Annotated in this window: 18 protein-coding genes; 6 read left to right on the top strand and 12 right to left on the bottom strand. The window is 72.0% G+C overall.

Annotated features, from left to right (window positions below):
- Positions 1-101 precede the first annotated feature (101 nt).
- Positions 102-1,304, top strand: a complete 1,203-nt coding sequence (locus VGC13_RS05730; RefSeq protein WP_331124259.1) for a hypothetical protein — start codon at positions 102-104, stop codon at positions 1,302-1,304.
- A 147-nt stretch (positions 1,305-1,451) separates the two neighbouring features.
- Here VGC13_RS05730 and VGC13_RS05725 read toward each other — a convergent pair whose 3' ends face one another.
- Positions 1,452-1,658 carry a hypothetical protein gene (locus VGC13_RS05725; protein ID WP_331124258.1) on the bottom strand — a complete coding sequence of 69 codons (207 nt, stop codon included), beginning with the start codon at positions 1,656-1,658 and terminating at the stop codon, positions 1,452-1,454.
- Positions 1,659-1,879: 221 nt separating this feature from the next.
- Positions 1,880-2,872 carry a ribosome small subunit-dependent GTPase A gene (gene rsgA / locus VGC13_RS05720; RefSeq protein ID WP_331124257.1) on the bottom strand — a complete coding sequence of 331 codons (993 nt, stop codon included), beginning with the start codon at positions 2,870-2,872 and terminating at the stop codon, positions 1,880-1,882.
- An 833-nt stretch (positions 2,873-3,705) separates the two neighbouring features.
- On the opposite strand from rsgA, the gene VGC13_RS05715 reads away from it, so the two are divergent.
- On the top strand, positions 3,706-4,464 hold the full coding sequence (locus tag VGC13_RS05715) for a class I SAM-dependent methyltransferase (RefSeq protein WP_331124256.1): 759 nt from the start codon (positions 3,706-3,708) through the stop codon (positions 4,462-4,464).
- Between the two features lie 52 nt (positions 4,465-4,516).
- Here VGC13_RS05715 and VGC13_RS05710 read toward each other — a convergent pair whose 3' ends face one another.
- From VGC13_RS05710 to VGC13_RS05695, 4 genes are all read right to left on the bottom strand, one after another.
- Positions 4,517-5,737 carry a CHASE2 domain-containing protein gene (locus tag VGC13_RS05710; RefSeq protein WP_331124255.1) on the bottom strand — a complete coding sequence of 407 codons (1,221 nt, stop codon included), beginning with the start codon at positions 5,735-5,737 and terminating at the stop codon, positions 4,517-4,519.
- On the bottom strand, positions 5,734-6,603 hold the full coding sequence (locus VGC13_RS05705; RefSeq protein WP_331124254.1) for a hypothetical protein: 870 nt from the start codon (positions 6,601-6,603) through the stop codon (positions 5,734-5,736). The genes VGC13_RS05710 and VGC13_RS05705 overlap by 4 nt, the downstream gene beginning before the upstream one ends.
- A gap of 26 nt (positions 6,604-6,629) precedes the next feature.
- On the bottom strand, positions 6,630-10,040 hold the full coding sequence (locus VGC13_RS05700) for a CHAT domain-containing tetratricopeptide repeat protein (RefSeq protein ID WP_331124253.1): 3,411 nt from the start codon (positions 10,038-10,040) through the stop codon (positions 6,630-6,632).
- 189 nt (positions 10,041-10,229) lie between these two features.
- Complete coding sequence (locus VGC13_RS05695) at positions 10,230-11,294, bottom strand: hypothetical protein (protein WP_331124252.1); 1,065 nt, start codon at positions 11,292-11,294, stop codon at positions 10,230-10,232.
- Positions 11,295-11,436: 142 nt separating this feature from the next.
- Here VGC13_RS05695 and VGC13_RS05690 point away from each other — a divergent pair, with 142 nt between their 5' ends.
- From VGC13_RS05690 to VGC13_RS05680, 3 genes are all read left to right on the top strand, one after another.
- Positions 11,437-12,405, top strand: a complete 969-nt coding sequence (locus tag VGC13_RS05690) for a DUF1028 domain-containing protein (RefSeq protein WP_331124251.1) — start codon at positions 11,437-11,439, stop codon at positions 12,403-12,405.
- Positions 12,406-12,526: 121 nt separating this feature from the next.
- The gene (locus VGC13_RS05685; protein ID WP_331124250.1) at positions 12,527-12,892 is read left to right on the top strand and encodes a YciI family protein; all 366 of its coding nucleotides are present in this window, start codon (positions 12,527-12,529) and stop codon (positions 12,890-12,892) included.
- Positions 12,893-13,166: 274 nt separating this feature from the next.
- Positions 13,167-14,921 (top strand): dynamin family protein, encoded by a 1,755-nt coding sequence (locus VGC13_RS05680; RefSeq protein ID WP_331124249.1) that lies wholly within the window; start codon positions 13,167-13,169, stop codon positions 14,919-14,921.
- Positions 14,922-15,286: 365 nt separating this feature from the next.
- Here VGC13_RS05680 and VGC13_RS05675 read toward each other — a convergent pair whose 3' ends face one another.
- A complete protein-coding gene (locus VGC13_RS05675) occupies positions 15,287-15,793 on the bottom strand; it encodes a hypothetical protein (protein ID WP_331124248.1) in 507 nt (168 codons plus the stop codon).
- 264 nt (positions 15,794-16,057) lie between these two features.
- On the opposite strand from VGC13_RS05675, the gene VGC13_RS05670 reads away from it, so the two are divergent.
- A complete protein-coding gene (locus VGC13_RS05670) occupies positions 16,058-16,933 on the top strand; it encodes a manganese catalase family protein (RefSeq protein ID WP_331124247.1) in 876 nt (291 codons plus the stop codon).
- 447 nt (positions 16,934-17,380) lie between these two features.
- Here the strand turns inward: VGC13_RS05670 and VGC13_RS05665 are convergent, their stop codons facing one another.
- From VGC13_RS05665 to VGC13_RS05645, 5 genes are all read right to left on the bottom strand, one after another.
- A complete protein-coding gene (locus tag VGC13_RS05665) occupies positions 17,381-18,262 on the bottom strand; it encodes a fructosamine kinase family protein (protein ID WP_331124246.1) in 882 nt (293 codons plus the stop codon).
- On the bottom strand, positions 18,259-18,753 hold the full coding sequence (locus tag VGC13_RS05660; RefSeq protein WP_331124245.1) for a low molecular weight protein-tyrosine-phosphatase: 495 nt from the start codon (positions 18,751-18,753) through the stop codon (positions 18,259-18,261). Before VGC13_RS05660 ends, VGC13_RS05665 begins: the two co-directional genes overlap by 4 nt.
- 96 nt (positions 18,754-18,849) lie before the next feature.
- Positions 18,850-19,380 (bottom strand): DinB family protein, encoded by a 531-nt coding sequence (locus tag VGC13_RS05655; RefSeq protein ID WP_331124244.1) that lies wholly within the window; start codon positions 19,378-19,380, stop codon positions 18,850-18,852.
- Between the two features lie 419 nt (positions 19,381-19,799).
- Positions 19,800-20,276, bottom strand: a complete 477-nt coding sequence (locus VGC13_RS05650) for a DinB family protein (RefSeq protein ID WP_331124243.1) — start codon at positions 20,274-20,276, stop codon at positions 19,800-19,802.
- Positions 20,277-20,595: 319 nt separating this feature from the next.
- Positions 20,596-21,549: a DUF4350 domain-containing protein gene (locus VGC13_RS05645; protein ID WP_331124242.1), complete on the bottom strand. Its 954-nt coding sequence runs from the start codon at positions 21,547-21,549 to the stop codon at positions 20,596-20,598.
- Positions 21,550-21,638: the final 89 nt, after the last annotated feature.

The following is a 21,638-nucleotide window of genomic DNA, read 5'->3' as shown; positions in this document are numbered from 1 at the left end:
GCTCTTTGCATCCACCCGATGTCCGTTCCCAGACCTTGCAGACCCCCATCCACTGAAATACCGTAGGAGCCTCCGCATCGCCCCTTCTTTCCCGCACGCCCATGAAAACCATCCGCCTGCTCCCCGCCATGCTGCTGATTGCGCTTGCCGCGTGCGGCGGCGGCGACGGGGCCGATGCAGCCGCGACCGTCCGCGACAGCGCGGGGATCCGGATCGTGGAGAACCGCGGCGGGCGCTGGGAAGAGGGCAAGGGATGGGGGCTCTCCGCCGAGCCGGCGCTGCAGATTGGCGTGGCGGAGGGCGATCCGCTCTACCAGATGGACCGCGTGCGCGCGGCGCTGCGGATGGGCGACGGGCGCATCGTGGTGGCCAACGGGGGCGGCCACCAGGTTCGCTGGTACGACGCCGGCGGGCGGCACGTGGCCAGCGCCGGCCGGCAGGGCGCCGGGCCGGGGGAGTTCCAAGCCCTCTTTGCGCTGCGGCGTCTGCCGGGCGACACAGTGCTGGCGTACGACCTCCAGGCGTTCCGTCTCTCCTGGTTCGATGGGGGCGGCCGGTTCGTGCGCGCGGCGCCGCTGGCGCCGGTGGGGGTGGTGCCGCCGCGCTTCGTGGACCGGTTCGCGGACGGATCGCTGCTCCTCTCCGTTTCGCAGCGCAGCTTTGCCGCCGAGCCCACCACCGGCATCAGCCGCGACACGCTGCTGTGGCTGCGCGCGGATCCGCGGGGCGTGCCGGTGGATTCGCTTCCGCCGACACCGGCCGGCGAGGCGTTCTTCGACGTGCAGAGGTCGGGCGGACGGGTGCAGTCGTTCTCCATCCTCACCCTGCCGTTCATGCGCGACGTGCATTCCGCCGCGGCGGGCGACCGCTACTGGCAGGGGACGACGGACACGTACCAGATCGTGCTGCGGCGCGCGGACGGCACCCCGGAGCGCATCGTGCGGCGGGCGGTGGAGCCGGTGCCCGTGCGCGGCGCGTACCTCGACAGCCTGCGCCGCGTGCGCACCGCGGAGTACGGCGCCGAGTCCGGCAGGGAGCTGGACCGCATCGACGTCCCCGAGCGGCTGCCCGCCTTCGAGCGGCTGCTGGTGGATGACGGCGGAAACCTGTGGGTGCAGCGCACGGCGTGGCCCGGCGCCGTGCAGACGGAGTGGGACGTGTTCGATGCGGAGGGAGCGATGCTGGGCACGGTGCGCATGCCCGCCGGGTTCCGCGCCACCCACGTCGGCGCCGACTTCGTCCTGGGCGTGTGGACGGACGAGGACGACGTGGAGTACGTGCGGATGTACGGACTGGCGAAGTAGGGTGGCCCTCCGCGGCTGCGCACCGCCGGATCCTGGAGAACAATCGGTCTCTTGCCACACGGAGGGCACGAAGGACACGGAGGATCAGATCTCCAGGCCTCCGTGCCCTCCGTGTGAGGCAGGCAGATTCTGCCTACGTCAAAGTGTTCAGCCGATGGCGCATTCGCACTCACCACCCAGGCACGCCCCGGTCGGCGCCCCGGCCGCGATGCAGGCCGCCTTGCACCTGGACGTAATGCAGGCCTGCACGCTCGCCTCGGCGGGCGTGGCAAAGGCTTCACTCACACCGAAGCCGAACGCCGCCACCAGCGCGATTCCGAACACCCGCCGGCCGATCTTGCCAATCTGAAGCATGGGATTCCCCTGGTGAGTGGAATGGGCATGGCCGGAGAAGCTCACAAATCGGCGACATCACGGCCTTGGTGAAATTAGGCTCGTTATGTGAGTGATTGCAAGTGGGGACCAGCGCCCTCCCGTTCGCCGGAACCGCGGATGGCGGAGTCTGCTGAGGACGCGTCCCGCATCTTTCGTCGCCTCTGCAGACCCCGCGCAACACGAGCCGTGCGGGCCCGTTCTCAGGCTCCGCGCCTGCCCTTGTAGTACGCGCGCTGGGCGCGGTGGATGGTCCTGACCCGCGCGCGTTCAGCCGCGGCCGCGGCTTCGTCCTGGCGCAGCTCCAGCCAGTCCAGCTCACGCCGCAGCCGCCGCCAGCTTTCCAGCCGATCGGAATCCAGGGCGCCGGATTCCGCCGCCGCGCGGACGGCGCACCCGGGCTCCGCGCCGTGCGCGCAGTCGCCGAAGCGGCAGCGCGCAGCCAGCGCCTCCACGTCGGCAAAGGCGGTTTCCAGCCCCGCGTCCGCCGTCCACAGCTGCAGTTCGCGCATTCCCGGTGTGTCGATGAGCAGCGCCCCGCTCGCCAGCCGCACCAGCTGGCGGTGCGTGGTGGTGTGGCGCCCCTTGCCGTCCTCCCGCACCGCGCCGGTCCGCAGCGCCTCCGCGCCCAGCAGCAGGTTGGTGAGCGTGGACTTGCCGGCGCCGGACGAGCCCAGGAGCACCGCCGTCCGCCCCGGCTTCAGCCACCGCGCGAGATCATCCACCCCCATCCCCGTCACGGCGGATACGGCGGCCACGTCCACCCCCGGCGCCACCGCGCGGACGCCGCGGAGGGCCGCATCCACGTCATCCGCCAGGTCCGCCTTGGTGAGCACCACCACGGGGACGGCCCCGCTCTCCCACGCCAGCGCCAGGTAGCGCTCGATGCGGCGCGCGTTCACGTCGCCGGGGAGCGCGGCGGCGATCAGGGCGGTGTCGACGTTGGCCGCCAGCACCTGCGCCTCCGTCGTATCGCCCGCGGCCTTGCGGCGAAACAGGCCGCGGCGCGGGAGGACGGCGTGGATGGCCGCCGTGCCGCGTCCCTCATCCACCGCCACCCAGTCGCCGGTGGCGGGCAGTTCTTCGCGGGAGCGGGCCTGGTGGCGCAGGCGGCCGGCGAGCACGGCGGCGCGCTCCCCATCCGCCCCCCACACCACGTAGCGGTCGCGGTGCTCGGCCACCACGCGCGCGGGCACGGCCCCCTGCGCGCGCAACGCACTGAAATCACGCGCATACGCCGCATCCCAGCCAAGTTGGGAGAGGTGCGCGAAAACGCCGTCGAGGGACGGCGAAACGTCGTTTGTCACTGGAGTGGATCTCCTGGTCCGCGGGCGCGGCGGATGGACGACCGCGCGGCCCGCATGGGCACGATTCAGCCGCCGGCGGTGTCCGGACGGCGTGGGTGACCACGCCAGGACCGCGGCCGCGATGCCCTGAGGAGGGGGATGACCAGGATGTGCCGGGCGGTGTGCCCGGGTGCAGCGGCTCCGTTCTCCTCAGCGCGCGCGGTGCGCGGCCTGGCGGATTTCGGAGATGGCGGCGGTACGCAGAGGCGCCTCGAACAGGGAGTGCGAACGTGCGAGAGTGCCAACGTGCGTGCTCTCGACCCGGAAAGTGTAGCGCGGATGTGGCGGGGGATCAAGGTTGCCTGATGCGGCGCGGCGGGTAGCTTTGAGATGACGGATCGGAATCCGCAAAAGAATGGGCCTCACACGGAGTCAACGGAGTCAGCGGAGTTTTCTCGTGCCGTTTCCTCTGCGCGCACTGTCCGAAACGCTGATCCGTGGTGAGCGGAGGCATGGCGCGCACGTCGACGAGGCACGAGCCGGCGTGGGATGTCGGGAACGGGAAGCAGATGGAATGCGGCAAGGGGCCATCCGCGTTTTTTAGGGGAGGATGCGGATCTCCCGATGATCTCTGCGGCGCACGAGAGCAAGTCGTCCACACCACCTGATGCGCGATCTTTGGAACCATCCGCTACACCACCGCCGCGGACCCATTCCAGTTTTCCGATCACCAAACCGTGACTATGCCTGAGGATTTTTACGATGCGCTCGCGCCCTTCTACCACTTGGTCTATCCGGACTGGGAGGCGAGCATGGCGCGGCAGGCGGCGGCGCTGGACGCGGTGATCCGCGCGGAACTGGGGGAGGGCGAGGGGCGGACGGTGCTGGACGTGGCGTGCGGCATCGGCACGCAGGCGCTGGGGATGGCGGCGCGGGGGTACGGGGTTTCGGCGTCGGACCTTTCCGCGGGCGCGGTGCGGCGGCTGCGCGACGAGGCGGAGCGGCGCGGGCTGGCGGTCGACGCGCGGGTGGCGGACATGCGCGATGCGTGGAATGCCCACGGCCGCACCTTCGACGTGGTGCTGTGCGCCGACAACTCGCTGCCGCACCTGCTGACGCATGACGACGTCCTCACGGCGCTGCGCGGCTTCTTCCGCTGCACGACGCCGGGCGGCGTGTGCCTGGTCTCCATCCGCGACTACGACGCGACGGACTGGCGCACCGCGGGCATCCACCCCCACGGCGTGCACCAGCGGGACGGCGCGCGCTGGGTGCTGTTCCAGGTGTGGGAGCCGCGCCCGCCGCTGTACGACACGACGATGTACGTGATGGAGGACCGGCCCGGCGCCGAGATCCGCACGCGGGCCATGCGCACCACCTACTACGCGCTCCCCGTCGCGCGGCTGGTGGAACTGATGCGCGCGGCGGGGTTCACGCAGGTGCGGCGGATGGACGGCGCCTTCTTTCAGCCGCTGGTCGTGGGACGCAGACCGGCGGAGTAGCGGACGAGGCTTCCCCGGCGGGATGCTTCGCTGCTCTCGTCCAGCGCGGGCATCAGCGATCGCCGGCTGCGTCCGGCCGGGGCACCGACGTCTCAGCCACCGCGGAGGGAGCAGGCGCGGATCGGCGCGGACGGCGCGCTGCCGGAACGGTGGCGGGCAGCGTGGCGGTGAGCAGCGCATCTCGGTAGCCCTTGGCGACATCGTAAAGCTGCTGCACCAGGAGCAGAACCAGGATCGGGACGAAGTACATCCAGAACCAGGGCGAGCCGAACGCCGCAAGGCTGCACAGAACCGACCCTACCGGCACGGCGGCGACCCCGGCCCACGCGGCTCGCTCCAGCGGCAGCAGGTGAAAGAGCAGCACCAGCCCCACCGCCGCCGCAAACTGCAGCACCCCCACCCACAGGGGATGCGGAGGAACGGTTCCGCCGCCCCGCAGCTCGCTGTCCACGACCTGCGCCCACACCTCTACGCCGGCCATCAGCCCCAGCGGCGTGTTGTGCCAGTCGCGGGTGGCGGAGTGAGCCGCCCCGAGCAGCACCACCTTGTCCCTGAGCACCCCCCGGTCGCCCAGATAGTCCGGAGACGCCTGGCTCGCCAGCACCCAGGACGCGGTCAGCGGCTGCACGGGAAGGGGGCGGTACGTGATCAGCCGCTCCCGGTCCTCGGGGAGCCGCTTGCCGGCCGCCCGCAGCAGCGCCGTAGCGAACGACGGCTGCTTTCCGTCCGCCGTGCGCAGCGACTGCCGGTAGCGTCGCAGCGTGCCGTCCCCGTCGGGCGAAAGCAGCGCCATCCCCGTCTGCGGCGCGGCGCCTGCCCTTCCGCGCGCCGGGCCCGGCCGCAGGTCCTCTGGCGCGCACGCCGCGACCGGCTCGCCCCGCGAGCCGATACACCGGGCATTGCGGGCCCACACCACCGGCACGCCCGCCACCCTGTTCGGCACGGCTGCGTATGCGGCGGCCCCGCTCTCCAGGTCCACCCCGATTACCGCGGGACGGCCGTGGGCAATCCCTTCCACCACACGCAGCACGTTTGCCGGATCCAGCGGCGTCACCCCGCCAAAGATGGTGTCGTGGTCCGCGTCATCGATGCGTACCACGACGACGTCGGACCGGGCGGGAACGCCCCGCAGCCGCGCCTGAAAGTCCAGCGCGGCCCACTCCGCCTCTTCGTTGCGGTCCAGCAGCACGGAAAGGCCCAGTGTCAGCAGGAGGACGGGAACGGCGCGCAGCAGCCGGCGCCGTACCGGGCCGCGGGCGGGGCGGGCGCTCACCGCGGCGCCTCCGCCGGCGGGACGGCGCCGGCCAGCCAGGCCAGGTACGCCCGGAGGAACACGCGCGCGTCGTGCGCCGCGTCCATCCCCGTCCACGTGCTCACCATCTCCCGCGCCCGCGCGAATTCCTCACGGATGCGGGCGTACTCCTGCGGCGGCGGGACCAGCACCCACGACTCGCCGCCCCCCCCGTCGTGGGACTCGAGGCGCAGCACGTACAGCCCCGGCGAGGGGGCGGAAACGGTCAGCGGCTGCCCCGGTGCCCACTCCCGCGGCGGGGGCGGACCGAACACTGATGACGTTCCGTGGGTGACCATCCAGTTGGTGTCGGTCCCCGGCAGCGTCCATCGCTCCAGCGCCACCTGGTACAGGCCCGCGTCCATCTCCTCCAGCGCCTCGCTTACGTCGATCTCCGCGTCGCCGGGTGCGGCCACCACGTCCTCCGGGCCGGCGCCTTCCGCGCGGCTGATGAGCGAGACGAAGGCCTCCGGGTCACGCCTCACCAGTCCCAGCACGGCCTCCACCATCCGCTCCGTGCGTTCCAGCAGCCCGGCGCGCACCCGCAGCGTATGGCGGCGGTCGCAGTCGCCGGGAACGGCGCAGTTGAGCGCCAGACGGCTGCCGTCGCGCAGCACCAGGGTGAGGTAGGCACCGGCGGAGGAGCGCGGCGCCGCCCACACCTCCTCGCCCTGCGCCACCACCCGCCCGGCAGAAACCGGCTGGTCGGGACGCGCGCTGGTGAACCAGGTGCCCCGCACGGTGGCGACGTAGCCGGCGGCTTCCTGCGCGCGCGCCGCGGGCGGCGCGGCCAGCGCCAGCACCAGCGCGGCGGCGTGCCAGGGGGCGCGCAGGCATTGCGGGCTCATCATTCCCTTCCTCCCGTTCACGTGGATCATCGCGGAGCGTCCGGCAGCGGCCGCCAGTCCCCGGCGGGAACGAAGGCGGCCCAGTAGTACGGGTGGCTGCGGCCTCCCTCGGCCAGCATCCCCAACTGGACCTGGCGCAGCGCCTCGGCACGCCCCCGGCCGTCGCGCAGGCCCTCGTAGTACTGCACCATCACGTCGCGAGTGGCACGGTCGTCCACCCGCCACAGCGTCATGACCTGGCTTTCGGCACCCGCCAGCAGCAGCGCGCGGCGCAGGCCGTACACGCCGTCGTTGCTGCGCACGTCGCCCAGCCCTGTCTCGCACGCGCTCAGCACCACCAGGCGCGTACCGCGCAGGTCCAGCCCGGCGGCTTCCATCGCCGTGAGCACGCCGTCCTCGCCGTCGCCGGTGCCGCCCGCGTTGGCGCCCGCGAACGCCAGCCCGGCGCGGAGCAGCGCGGGGGTAACATCGGCGCCCGCACCGGCGTCCGGGACGAACCAGCCGTGCGTGGCCACGTGCAGCAGCGCCGGCCCGTCCGCCGCCTTGAGCGCGGCTTCACTGGCGTCCGCACCCGTGAGCACCCGCGCGCCGGGGAGCACCGTGGCGAGCAGGGCGGCCTCGTCGCGCGCGGCATCCAGCGGCCGCCAGCGTCTGCCGCCGCCCGGCGCCTGCCCGTACGCGGGTGCCGCCACGATCAGCGGGGCGCCGCCCGGCGCCGTGCCGCCGTCCAGCCGCAGCAGGTCGCGCCCGCTGGTGAGGTAGCCTACGACGACGTCCTGCAGCAGGTAGCGGCCGTCCTCGCCCACCAGCGCGCCGAACGGCACCAGGTTCAGCGCCCCGTCCGGGGCCACCAGCAGGGTGGTGGCGCCATCCAGCAGCGGCCGCAGGGGTGCCAGCACCCGCGCGTCCAGCTCACGCGCCCGCTCCCGGGCGTCGGGGCGCCGCGGGTTCGCCAGCGCCTGGCGCAGGCGCAGCACGGCCGAGTCCACCCCGGCGACCGGCCCAAGATCCACTGCCCGCGGCGCGCCCGCCGGATGCAGCACGTACGCGGCGTAGCGCGGGGACGAGCCCAGTGTGGCGCGGCTGGAGTCGTGGCTCAGGCCGCTCGGCTCGTAAACGACGATCTCCACCAGGGCGGCACCCGCGGGGACGCGTGCCTGCACCGCATCCAGCGTCACCGGCCGCAGCCGCATTCCCAGCGCCGCCGTGCGCGCGCCGATCTCGCGCTCCAGCTGCGCGGCACGGTCCGCCAGCCCCGCCACGCGCGCACGGTACACGCCTGGGGCCTCGTTCCCCGGCCCGGCGGTCACCCACCGGGCCCAGCGGCCGCGCACGGCGGCCAACTCGTCGAACAGCGCCCGCTCGTTCGGCCCCATTTGCTCGCGCAGGGCGCCCAGCGACTCGGCCGTCGCATCCAGCGCGCGCCCCTTTCGCCGCAGCACGGCCGTCAGTGCCGCGCGGGCGGCGGCGGGATCGCCGGCCATCGCGCCCAGGTGCAGGCTCACCAGGCGGCTGGCCGCGTTCCCCGTGCCTGCGACCAGCCCCTGCTTCTGCGCCTCCGACCCGAAGGTGAGCACGTACGCCAGGTGGCGCTCCAGCAGGTCGTCGGCGCGAGTGTAGCTGGCCAGTGCCGAATCCAGCCGTCCCATACTCTGCTGCGCCATCGCCAGCACCCCCACCGTACGGGCGTACGCGGGCGATTCGCTCCCCAGGGCCGCCGCCTGCACCGCCAGCGCACGCTGAAGCAGGGGAGCGGCGCGGGCCGGCCGCTGGCTTCCCAGGTACGTGACGGCCAGGTTGCGCAGGGGAACCGCCATGTCCGGGTGATCGGCCCCCCAGGCCTGTTCAAAGAGCGCGAGGGCCTCTTCCTGTATGGCGCTTCCGCGCTCGAAGTCGCCGGCCCGCACCAGCGCGGTCCCGTAGCTGGCGCGCACCGCCGCCCGGTCGGCCGGTGCCGCGGAGCCCGCGTCCACGATGCGGATCGCGCGCGTCAACAGCGAGTCCGCCTGCGCGTGCCGGCCCATCGCCGTCTGCCCCGCGGCCAGGTTCATCAGCGCCGACGCCACGTCGGGATGGCCGGGACCCAGGGTGCTCTCCTGAATGGCGAGTGCCCGGCGCAGCAGGGGCTCGGCCGCCGCTTCGTCGTTCATGGTGCCGTAGAGCACCGCCAGGTTGTTCAGCGCGGCGGCTACGGCGGGCGACTCCGGCCCATACTGCCGTTCATACGTCTGCAGCACGCGGCGGCGCAGCGCCGCCGCCTGGGGCAGGTCGCCGCGCTCCTGCAGCACGGTTGCCAGGGCCGACGCCACGCCGGCAACCTCCGGGTGATCCGCCCCCCGACGCGGCTCCAGGACGGCGAGGGCGCGCCGCAGCAGCTCTTCCGCGGACCCCAGCCAGCCCCGCTCATGTTTCACCATGGCCAGATTGGCCCGCTCCACCGCCAGCCCCGCGTCGTCCTCCCCCACCAGCGGCAGCAGGATCTCCACCGCGAGGGTGCGTAGAGAGTCCGCCGCCTCCAGGTTGCCCTGCAGCCGGCGCAGCCCGCCAATCATGCCCAGCACCTGTGCCGCCTGGCTGCTCCGGTCGCCCATCCGCTGCCGGTAGATCTCCAGCGCGCGGGCGTACAGCGAGTCTGCGCCGGCGTAGTTCGCGTCCTCCTCGTACGCTCCCCCCAGGCTCAGCGCGGCCGAGGCCAGACGCGGATGTCCGGGGGGCGTCACGCGCTGCCGGATGGTGAACGACTCTCGCAGCAGGGCCATTCCTTCCGCGGGCCGGCCCCGGCGCCGGAGCAGGATGCCCAGGTTGGTCGTCAGCCAGGCCAGCTCCTCTTCCCGCTCGCCGGGGTGGGCGCGGTAGGCGGCCAGGGCCTGCCGCAGCAGGGGCTCGGCCGGCTCCATCTCGCCGCGCCACAGGTGCAGCAGGGCCTGGCGGTGCAGCGTAAGGGCTGCGTCGGGATGGTCCGGCCCCAGCCGCGCCTCCTGGATGGACCGCGCGCGGCGCAGCAGCGCGGACGCGGAGTCGTACTCCTCCACGGCCGCCCGGAACTGGCCCGAGGTGCTCAGCGCCTCCGCCAGCGCGGGATCGTCCGCCGGCAGTGTGCGCTCGCGGATCGCCACCGCGCGAGCGGCGGCAGAGTCGGCGGCGGGGTAGCGGGCCAGCTGGTACAGGATGTCGGCATGGACGAGCAGGGCGGCGGCGACCCATGGGCCGTCCTGGCCCCATGCCTGCTCCAGCGCCGCGATGGCGGGCCGCACGGCGGAGTCGGCGCGAAGGTACTCGCCGGAGTCGCGCAGGGCGGACGCGCGCAGCATCTCGGCGGGAAATCCGGGATCGGCGGAACGCTGTGCGACGGCACGGACGGGCGCAGCCAGCGGGAGGGCGAGGAGGAGCGCGAGCAGGGCGGCGCGCGACGGGCCGTGCGAAAAGGGGGCACGCATGGAGGCACCTCACGTCACATGAACGATGGCCGGCGTGCGGGGATGCCGTCGTGAAGCCACGAGGCGCGCGGATGTGCCGGCCGCATTCCAATGTACCGGGGCCGGGGCAGGAATCAAGAATGCCGGGATGGCGCGCGGACCGGTCCGGATGCCGCCCGCGAGCCGCCAGTGGCGATGACGGCCGGTGGGCTACTCCGTCTCGTCCGGCGGAATGCCCAGCACCAGGACGCGCTCGCCGGCGGTGGCGGCGTCCAGGCCCCAGCGATAGCCGCCGGCGCGCTGCAGGTCGCGCACGCGGTACAGCACCTGGACGTGCGCCACGTCCTCCGGCGTGGGCGCGCGGGCGCGCAGCTGCGGGCAGCGCTGCAGGTCCGCCGTCACCGAGCGCCACTGGCAGGTGTGGCCAAAGCCCAGCGAGTGCATCATCTCGTGCCCCACCAGCTCCGGCCCGTACTCGGTGTGCAGCTCGGCGCGGCGGCGCAGGCTTACGGCGGCGTACTCCACCAGCCCGGGCCGCCCCAGCACCATGGTAAGCCCCGCCACGGGAAGGGTGGGGTCGATCACCACCAGCACCACGTCGTCCGTGCCGTTCTCGTCCGTCTCGCGCGACAGTGTCTCGGTGTAGCGCACCGGGCGGAACAGGTCCGTGCCGAACGCGTCCTCGATCCCCTCGATCGCCCGCCAGAACGCGGCGGAGTCCGGTGCCGCGCCGGCGGGGATGGAGTGCTCGCGGTCGAATCCCACGCGCAGCGGAAAGCGCGACAGCGGCCACCCCTGGTAGCGCACCGGCTCCTGCCCCCGCGGCCGCACGCGCACCCAGAACACGCTGCAGCGCGGGCACACCGGCGTCCGCGCGCGGTGCGGGCTGATCTCCACCCCCTGCCCCGCGTAGCGCCCCGCCGCGATGGTCCAGGTCCGCGGCACCAGCACGAAACCCTGCTCCGCCTGCGTCTCGCGCCGGTGGATGCGGGCCAGGGCGGGGTGATACGCACGCCGGTCCCGGTCCGCCGCGTCCACCACCATCTCCAGCGAGTCCGCCAGGTCCCGCGGCACCGGGATGGCGAACCGCCCCGCCGAGTCCACCTCCACCGAATCCACCCGCACGGTCGTGTCTCCCGGCGCGCGCCAGCGGACGAACGCGCGCAGGCTGTCCGTCCGCCCCCCGTCCGCCGCGACGATTCGCCCGCGCAGCACGTCCGCCTCCTGCGCGTCCGCGTTCGCGGCGGCGAGCATCAGCGCGAGCACGGACATCATCGTCCCAACGAAACGGGGGGCTCTGGACATTCGTGGATCAGGGGGCAGATTGCGGTGGTGCGAACGGCCGCCGCCAGCGCATCACGCGTACCGGCGGGCGTGCAGCCATGAATCCGCGTTTCCCCATCCACCGAGCACACGCATGCGCAGCCGCATCCTCGTCCCGCTGATCCTTTTCCTGGCCGCCGCGCCGGCCCTGGCCCAGTCCGCGCCGCCGCTCTCCACGTTCAGCATCGTGGCGTGCGACCCGGAGACGGGGTTCTGGGGCGTGGCGGTGCAGTCGCGCGTGGTGGGGGCGGGCTCCATCGTGCCGGCGGCGGAGGCGGACGCGGGGGCCATCGCCACGCAAGCGGCGGCCAACGTGAGCTTCAAGCGGCGCGGGCTGGAGCTTCTGCGCGCAGGCCGCTCGGCGGAGGAGGTGCACGACGAGTTCGTCCGCGGCGATCCGGGGATCGCGGACCGGCAGTTCGCCATCGCCGACCGCGCCTGCCGCGTCGCCGCGTTCACGGGCGACAGCACCAGCGCGTGGGCGGGGCACCGCACGGGCGCGGGGTTCAGCGTGCAGGGCAACATCCTCACCGGCCCGGAGGTGGTGGAGGCGATGGCCCGCGCGTACCAGGAGGCCGTGGCGGCGCGGCGGCCGTTCGGCGAGCGGATGCTGGCGGCGCTCAAGGCGGGGCAGGCGGCGGGCGGCGACCGGCGCGGACGGCAGGGCGCGGGAATGCTGATCGTAAAGCGCGGCGCCGGCTACGGCGGGGGTGACGACGTTTATGCCGACCTGCACGTGGAAGACCACGTGGAGCCCATCCTGGAGCTGGAGCGGGTGTACGGCGTGTGGATGTCGCTCTTTCACCCCGAGGACCACTTTCTCCCCAACGGCTCGCAGGCCATCGCCGCGCCGGCGGGGCCGCACGTCTGCCTGCTGCGCAACCTGCTGGCGCGCGCCGGCCACGGCACCGCGACGGAAGCGGAGTACTGCGCGTTCGACGAAGAGGTGATCACGCCGCTCAAGGCCTTTCAGCGCGCCAACAACCTTCCCGTGCGCGCCGCGCTCACGCCCGAGACGGCGGCGCGCCTGCGGGAGGCGGCGGGTGCGAGCCCGGCTCCGTGAGTCGGCGGATCGATCCCGACCTACAAAAGATGGCCTCACACGGAGTCAACGGAGTTAACGGAGTTGGTTCGTGGAGACTCCGTTGGCTCTCCGCATCTTTCACCCGTACGCCGCCGGCCCTATGCGTTACCTCTGTCTGATCTATTGGGACGAGCAGAAGCTCGCCGACCTTCCCGCCGCGGAGCTGAACGCGCTGAACGCGGCGCACCTGGACTTCAACGACGAACTCCGCCGCAGCGGCCACTACGTCGAGGCCGAGGCGCTGGTGCCCTCGCGCGAGTCCGCCTGTCTGCGCGTGCGGGGCGGCAGGCCGATGGTCACCGATGGCCCGTTCGCCGAGGCCAAGGAGATGGTCGCCGGCTTCTACCTGCTGGAGGTGCGGGATCGAGACGAAGCGCTGCAGATCGCCGCCCGCATCCCCAGCGCGGCGTACGCCACGGTCGAGGTGCGCGAGGTGCGCGGATTGGTGGTGGAGGGACGGAGCTGAACTGAACATCAGTCCAGGTCCAGCAGCGCCGCGCTTTTAAAGGATTCTTTCAAAGCCCGAATCGCTTTTAAGATTTCGGGGCCAGAACTTTCAAAGCTCCTGCGTTGGCCCACACAAGATGCCATCGGGACCGGCACGAGCGAACTCCGTTAACTCCGTTGACTCCGTGTGAGGCCATCGTTTGTTGAAGCGGCCCCACGTTTGCGAAAGGTTCACGGGGTTCCGGCCGGGTGGCCGGCCAGCGCAGGCGGACAGGGACCGGGGGACGTGGATGGTGATCGGCAAGCTGTTGCGGCGCAACCGCATCCTGGGCGATCGCGAGGCCGAGCTGCGCGCCCGCGAGCGCGAGCTGCTGGACCGCCTGGGCACGGCGTTCGCCCGCTTTGGCGCGGACGTGGACGCCGACGACATCAAGCACTTCAACCAGGCCCGCGAGCAGCTGAACGGCCTGTTCCTGCTGGTGATCGCCGGCGAGTTCAACAGCGGCAAGAGCAGCTTCATCAACGCGCTGCTGGGCGAGCGGGTGCTGCCGGAGGGCGTTACGCCCACCACCGACCGCATCAACGTGCTCAAGTGGGGCGAGACGGTCAGCGACGAGCTGGTGGAGGCGTACCTGCTGGAGCGCACCCACCCGTCGCCGGTGCTGCGCGACATCAGCATCGTCGACACGCCGGGGACCAACGCCGTGCTGCGCGAGCACGAGGAGCTGACCCGCGACTACGTGCCCCGCAGCGACCTGGTGCTCTTCGTCACCTCCGCCGACCGGCCGTTCACCGAGAGCGAGCGCGGCTTCCTGGAGCAGATCCGCGCCTGGGGCAAGAAGATCGTCTTCATCGTCAACAAGATCGACATCCTGGGCGGCGAGGACGACCGCACCACCGTGCTCAAGTTCGTCCGCGAGAACGGCGCGGCGCTGCTGGGCGAAGAGCCGCTGGTGTTCCCGGTGAGCGCGCGCGACGCCATGCAGGCCCGCGCCGCCAACGACGAGGCCATGTGGGCGCGCAGCGGCTTTCGCGAGGTCGAGGAGTTCCTGCTGACCACGCTGGACCAGCAGGAGCGCATCAGGCTCAAGCTGCTGAACCCGCTGAACGTGGGCCTCAAGCTGGCCGCCAAGTACAAGGACACGGCGTTCGAGCGGCTGAAGCTGCTGGCCGAGGACGTGTCGACGCTGCAGAACATCGACCAGCAGCTGGCGGCGTTCCACGGCGAGATGCTCAAGGACTTCGGCCCGCGGCAGGGGCGGCTGGACGCGCTGCTGAACGAGATGGAGGTGCGCGGCCTGAACTTCTTCGACGAGACCATCCGCTTCGGAAAGATCCGCGAGCTGATGAACACCGAGGGGGTGCGGCGCGACTTCGAGCGCGTGGTGGTGGGCGACACGCCCAGGCTGATCGACGAAGAGGTGGGGCGGGTGATCGACTGGATCGTGGAGCGCAACCTGAAGCTGTGGCAGGACATCACCGCCTACATCGAGCGCCGCCAGATCAACCGCCACCGCGACGGGATGATCGGCGAGGTGGGGCGCGGCTTCAACTACAACCGCCAGGCGCTGCTCGATTCCATCGGCCGGGCGGCGGGCGAGGCGGTGGGCGGCTTCAACCGCGAGGCCGAGGCGCGCAAGCTGGCCGACGAGGTGCGCGGCGCGTCGGGCGTGACCATGCTGGCCGGCGCGGGCGTGGGGCTGGGCGTGCTGATGACCGCCATGCTCACCGGCGCCGCCGCCGACATCACCGGCATCACCATGGCGGCCACGCTGGCGGCCACGGGCCTCTACGTGATCCCCGCGCGGCGCCGTTCGGCCAAGGCCGAGTTCCAGAAGAAGATCGAAGAGGTGCGCGCGCGGCTCAGCGAGGCGCTCACCCGGCAGGTGCACGGCGCCGTGCAGGACTCGCAGGAAAAGGTGAACGAGTCCATCGCCCCGTACCGCCGCTTCGTGCAGGTGCAGCAGCAGGAGCTGAACGAGGCACGCGGGGAGCTGGTGGTGGCGGAGGATGCGCTGCTGCGGCTGCGGACGGAGATCGGCGGGTGAAGGGGTGAAGGGGTGAACGGGTGAACGGGTGAACGGGGCGGCTCCGAGGGCGGGGGCCGCCTTCGTGTTTTCGGAGGATGCGCGGAGTGGGATGCGCGGGGGTGATGAGCGGGTGAACCCGCTGCTGGGAAAGCGAGAAGCCCCGTCTCGGCGCCGCTCACGCGTCGACGAACGTGGCTTCGGGCTTCCTGCACCACGACGAGCTGTCATCCCGAGGCCCGGCCGCGCAGGTCCCATCCTCTCGCGCCGCGGGTGGCAGGGCCGGGGGATCTGCTCCCGGACGGCTGGAGCGTCGTCGCGGCAGCCCCGCACTGCACTGCGGGCTACGACGTCGGCCGACAAAGCGCCCCGGCCGCGCGAGCCGTCTACGGCTGCGGGGCGCCGAAGGAGCCGGTGGTGCGCTGAAAGACGTAGGTGCGCGCGGCGAGCGAGCGCTCCGGCGGCGGAAGCTCGGTGAGCAGCAGGCGGGTGCCTTCCACCCGCAAGCGGTGGCCCTGGTTCCACTCCGGCATGTAGTCCAGCTGGCTGGATCCGCGGTCGTGCTCCCACGCCATCCCGCCCATGGTGCGCAGCGCCAGCCGGTCGCCCTCCACGCCCCAGTCGCCGCTGCGGGAGTACCAGGCCACCATCCCGTCCTGCGACCTGCCCTCCGGCCCGAACGCGACGGTGGTCCACACGTACCGCCCGTCGTCGGTCAGCTCCAGCCGGTCCTCCACGCGCATGGCGGTCTGGCCGCTGCCCTGCTCCAGCACCGCCAGCCAGTTGCCGGTCAGCGAGTCCGGCGTGGTGGGCCCGTCGTCGCACCCGGCCAGCAGGACGGCGAGCGCGGCGAAGGCGACGCGAAGGAGCGTGGGGATGCGAAGAGGCTTCATGGGGGCCGGATGGGAACGGGGTGCCGCGCGGCGGATCTGCACGATGAACGTGTACCTGCGCGGGATCGCCGGCGTTCCATCCGGCCGCTCCGCCCGCGCTGTTCCGCGGCGAACCGGGTGGTGGAACCAACGTGTCACAAGGGATGAACGGTGATTCGAAGGTGGTATCGGATGTGCGACGGGAACGCGGCTCGTTTTTGAGCCCGGGCAGCGTTGGCCGCGGGAGCCGGTGCCCGGGCGACACCACGAAGGAGAGGCGCGGAGATGTTCATTCACGACAAGCGGCTGCAGTACCACGCCAAGCCCGACCGTCCCGATCCCCTGTTCGCCAAGAAGCTGCAGGAGCCCCTGGGCGGCCAGTGGGGCGAGATCAGCGTCTTCATGACGTACCTGTTCCAGGGATGGAACTGCCGCGGGCCGCGCAAGTACCGCGACATGCTGCTGGACATCGGCACCGAGGAGATTGGCCACGTGGAGATGCTGGCCACCATGATCGCCCGGCTGCTCGAGGGCGCGCCGCTCAAGGCGCAGGAAGACGCGGCCAAGATCCCCATCGTGGGCGCGGTGATGGGCGGCGACGACACGCGCGACCTGATCGCGGCGGCCATGAACCCGCAGCACCTCATCGTCAGCGGCGGCGGCGCGCTTCCCGCCGACAGCGTGGGCTTTCCGTGGACGTCGCGCTACACCATCGCCAGCGGCAACCTGCTGGCGGACTTTCGCTTCAACGTGACGGCCGAGTCGCAGGGGCGCCTGCAGGTGGCGCGGCTGTACGCGCAGACCGACGACCACGGCGTGCGCGACATGCTGAAGTTCCTGCTGGCGCGCGACACCATGCACCAGAACCAGTGGATCGCCGCCATCGCCGAGCTTGAGCGCGACGGGCTGGAGACCACGCCCGCGCCCAGCAGCTTTCCGCTGGACGAGGAGATGCGTTCGGTGGCGTACCAGTTCTGGAACAACTCGGTGGGCACCGAGAGCGCCGAAGGCCCCTGGGCCAGCGGCCCCACGCCTGACGGGAAGGGCTCGTTCGAGTACGTGGAGAACCCCGTTCCCATGTCCGAAGAGCCGGAGCTGGGGCCGGGCGACCCGCGCCTGCACGGCACCCCGCCCATGCCCGTTCCCCCCGTCTCCGGCTGACGCCCGGCGATGCACGAAGCCCCACCACGGCTGCCGGGGTGGGGCTTTTTCATGCGCCCTCCGTTGATGGCGGAGTCACGCCCGATCCAGCGCCGAGCCCCTCACGATCCAGCCCTTCACCCCCATCTGTCATTCCGAGGGGAGCGCACGCACCGCACCTCATCGGGTCACAGAACCCGGTGCGCGACCGAGAAATCTACTCTCCGTCTCCTCGTGACCTGTCGAGACGCCCCGAACTGGCCCTGTCTGGCCGTTTCGCGGCCGCGGCGATGGCGCGAGCTGCCGCGTCCGGCCTCGTGCCGGCCGACGGTAGATTCCTCGGCCCCGCAACCTGCGCCGCGCTCGTCCGGCGGCAGGGTGGCCGGGCCTCGGAATGACGGCGCGGTTTTATTCAGCAGGTGCGTGGAGCAGCAGTTCACATGGGATATGCGGATTTCAGCATCACCATCACGCGTCCGCCAGCGCCTCGCGCAGCACGCCGGCGGTCTGCGCGACGTATCCGCCGCCGAACAGGTTCACGTGCACCAGCAGGTACCACAGCTGGTACACGGCGCGCCGCGCGGGATAGCCCGGCCGCAGCGGCCACGCCTCCGCGTACGCCGCATGGAAGTCCGCGCCAAAGCCGCCGAACAGCTCCGTCATCGCCAGGTCCGCCTCGCGGTGGCCGCGGTACACGGCGGGGTCGATGAGCGCCGGCCCCGCCGCCGCCGCCATCACGTTGCCGCCCCACAGGTCCCCGTGCAGCAGCGATGGCCCGTCCGCCTCCGCCTGTGCCAGCAGCTCCGGCAGGCGGTCGAAAAGGCGGTCCCAGTCCGCCGCGCGCCCGGGCATCCGCCCCGCCCGCCGCGCCATCTCCCGCTGGGGCTGCAGGCGGCGCGTCCGCCAGAACTCCGCCCACGTCTTCGCCTGCCCGTTTGCCTGCGGCAGCGGGCCGATGAAGTTGTCCTCCATCCACCCCCATCCGTCGTCCCGCCCCGCGCGGTGCAGCGCCGCCAGCCCGCGCCCCAGCCGCGCGCCGAAGTCCGCCGGGCGCCGGGCGGGCTCCACCCACTCCATCGCCAGCCACGCGGGCGCATCGCCCTCCGCCTCCGCCCACGCGATCGGGCGCGGGACGGCCAGCCCCTCCGCCGCCGTGCGCAGCGCCTGAAGCCCGCGCGCCTCCGCGGCGAACATGCCGGCGGGCGCGTCGGGGTTGTGCTTGACGAACACCGGCCCGTCCGCCAGCTCCACCCGCATCCCGTGGTTGATGCACCCGCCCGGCACCGGCGCCGCGCCGCGGACGGGACCCAGGCGCGCCTCGACTACCCGGCGCAGCGCGTCGGGGATCACGCCGCCAGCCCGTGCTCGCGCACCACGTGCTCCAGGAACGCGGCGGATGCGCGCTCCACGATGTCGTGCACGTCCTCGAAGCCGCGGGGGCCGCCGTAGTACGGGTCCGGCACGTCACCGTCGCCCGGCGCGGGGTCCCACTCGCGCAGGCGGTGCACGCGCGCGCCGCCGCCGGACGCGCGCAGCAGGCCGCGCAGCGCCGCCTCGTTCTCGGCGTCCATGGCGATCACGTAGTGGAAGCGCGACAGGTCCGCCGCGGTGACCGAGCGGCTCGTTCCCGTGAGCTCGATCCCGCGCCGCAGCGCCGTTTCGCTGGAGCGGCGGTCGGGCGGGCTGCCGCGGTGGTAGCCGCTGGTGCCGGCGGAGTCGATCTCGAAGCGCGCGTCCAGCCCGCGCTCGCGCACCTGGTGGCGGAACACCGCCTCGGCCAGGGGCGATCGGCAGATGTTGCCCAGGCAGACGAACAGGACGCGGATGGGGTCGGCGGTCATGTGCATTCGGTGGATGAACGGCGATCGGCCCCGGCGAGCTCCCCGCCGGGGCCGATGAAGATGCGCGTTCGCGCGCCGCGTGCAACCCGCGGAGGGTCAGCCGAAGCTGGGCTGCTCGTCGGCGCTGGGGCCGTAGATGGCCGGCAGCGGCACGTCCAGCATGCGCAGGTACACGCCCAGCTGCGCCCGGTGGTGGATCATGTGGCTGATGCCCATGGCCCGGATTACCGCCACCCGGGGCATGCTCTGCAGCACCTGATCGCCCCGCCGCAGCTGCCAGGGCACCTTGAGCGCCGCATCGTCGGCCGCGTCGAGCGCCTGCCGCATGTTGGCCACGCGGTCGTCGAACGCGTCCAGGATCTCGCGGGCGCTGGCCGGCGGCGCATTGCGCCCGGCGCTGGCGATGTCGAAGAAGTCCGCCTCGAGCACGCGCGACACCCAGAACGGGATGGTGGCCACGTGCAGGGCCAGCCCGCCCAGCGGCATCGACTTTTCGTGCGGCTTCCAGTCCAGGTGCGCGTCCGGCACGCGCTCCAGCAGCTTGCGGGTCAGGCCCAGTTCGTGGTTCAGGTCGCCCAGCGCAAGCTGCTTGAGCGAAGGCTTCGTGGTGGTTTCGGTGCTGGACATGGCGTCTTGGTGCGGTTGATGGTTGGGGGCCCACAACGTGTGCGCAACATACGCGGCCGATGAACGCGTGGGGAGGGTGCTGCCGCGCTGGCGGGAGAGATGCGTGCCGCCCGCCTCCAGGAGCGAATGATGCTCTTTGCGATTCTAATCCCGGCAACGTGCCGTCCGCCCGCTGGAGCGAATGAATTCGCCGCTGGAAAATCGCGAAGCCCGCCTTCGCGGACTGTAGCCGCGGCTTTCGCTGCGCGTCTACGGTCACTGCTGTGTGCGATGAAATGCGGGCCGTCGGGCGCAAGCGGGTGAAGCCCCGCCGGGCGAGCTCCGCGAGCCTGGGCGGGGCTTGTGGCAGTTCCAGCCGCGGGCTTCAGCCCGTGGCGGTGGCGGCGGTGGCCGGCGAGGGTCCGGTCCCCGGATCCCGTTTACATCCTGTCCCAGTCCCAGATGGCGTACGCGTCCGCCTGCGGCAGCCGGTGTCCGCAGAGCTTCAGGGTGAGCAGGATGTTGCCGCGGTGGTGGCTTTCGTGGCTGATCAGGTAGGCCAGCGACGTCATCAACCCCTTCTTGAAGCCGCGCTTCTTCGTCTCGCCCGCGGCGGCGAGGCGAACAAACTGCTCCACCGCGTCGCCGGACTGCTGAAACGCGGTGATCAGCTCCTCGCGCGGGACCACGTCCTCGCCGCCGTACTTCGGGAGGCCGATGGAGAGCGGCTTGTGCCAGTTCTCCAGCTTGTACGCGCGGATGGTGTGCACGTGCGCGAACTGCTTCCACACGCGCCCGCCGCCGCGCGGCCCCGCCGAGCACGCCAATCCCTCGTCGCTGATGCGCTGCAGCAGGAACAGGTTGATGCGGTTGTGCGTGCGCCACGCCTCCACAAGCTCGTCGATCAGCTCGCTCATTCGGGTGCGGAGATCAGAGGGTCGTCGTCAGAATTTGCTCAAAATTCAGTTTGGCCGCGTTGACTTCCTGAGGGAGCGCATCACGTCCAATCAGAAGTCACACTACGGATTGCGCGCGACCGAAGGACCTCGTTTCGGTGGCGCAGGGGCCAGATCAGCGCACGGGACCAGCCCCGTCGTTCTGCTGGCGAGGTCCTTCGGCCGGCGCGAAGGTGCAGTGTACAAGTGAGTTGCGGGGCGGCGCCTCCCTCAGGAAGTCAAGCGATTGCGTCAGGAACCCGAAACTTGAACACCCTCTCAGACGTCGCTCGACCAGACGTCAGTCGTCCAGCACGCCCGTAAGCCAGTGCACTACGTTCAGCAGGAACTGCACGTTCTGCGGCGCGCGGGGATCGTTCATCCCCATGGGCGCGCGCTGCGGGCCGGCGCGCTGGGCGCTGAACATGGCCGCCTCGCCAAAGACGGCCACGCGCCCCCGTCCGTGGCGCAGCGCCGCGCCCTGCAGCAGCCCCTCCGCGCCCAGCCGCGGCGTGAGCGGCGAGAACTGCCACGCCACCTGCGGAAGCAGCAGCACCGTGCCGCGTCCCAGCGTGAACAGCGGGTCCGCGTCGCGCGCGGTCACCCGGAACGCCTGCCCCGTAAAGCTGAACACGCTGTCCACCCGCTCTGCCGCGGTCCGGCCACGCGTCACCGGGTGGTCCGCCAGCGAGCCGTCTGCCCGGGCAAAGCGCATGGTGGAGCCCTGCTCGGTGGAATCGACCGCAAACCCGTTGCCGAACACCACGCCGAACGACGCCGCCAGCTCTGCCGCCGCGCCGGGAAAGGGCATGTGGTCCGCGATCAGCAGCAGCGATCCGCCGGCGCGCACCCACGCCTCCACCGCCGCGATCTCGTCCGCCGTGAACGCGGAGGGCGTCGGCAGCACCCAGTCCTGCTCGTTACGAGGGTTCAGCGCGTTCGCGATCACCAGCACGCGCGCGTCCGCCAGCCCCTGCGTCGTGAACGACTCGCGCAGCCCGCGCACCACGTATCCGTCGCGGCGCAGCAGCCGGGTGAACGCGTAGTATCGCCCGTCGGTGGTGTGAAAGTTGGTGTGCGCCTCGTCCACCAGCACCAGCGGTCCCGCGCCCTCCGCGAACGCCGGCCGCGCGATGGCCGGCGCGAACGCGGAGTCCGCCACCTGCTGGGCGTCGGCCTGCACCGGCGCCATCGCCAGCGTCGCAAGCAGCGTCAGCAATCCCGCGAAACCGCGCCGCATTCGTTTGATCCGCATGATCCGCCTCCGGAGGGAGTCTGGGGGAGAACGTCGAGGAGAGAGAGTAGTCGGACGGTGAGAGGGCGGTGAACGTTGCAATCGGCTCC

This window comes from Longimicrobium sp. (genome assembly GCF_036399255.1).
Taxonomy (GTDB): domain Bacteria; phylum Gemmatimonadota; class Gemmatimonadetes; order Longimicrobiales; family Longimicrobiaceae; genus Longimicrobium.
This window is presented reverse-complemented; position numbering and strand designations above follow the sequence as displayed.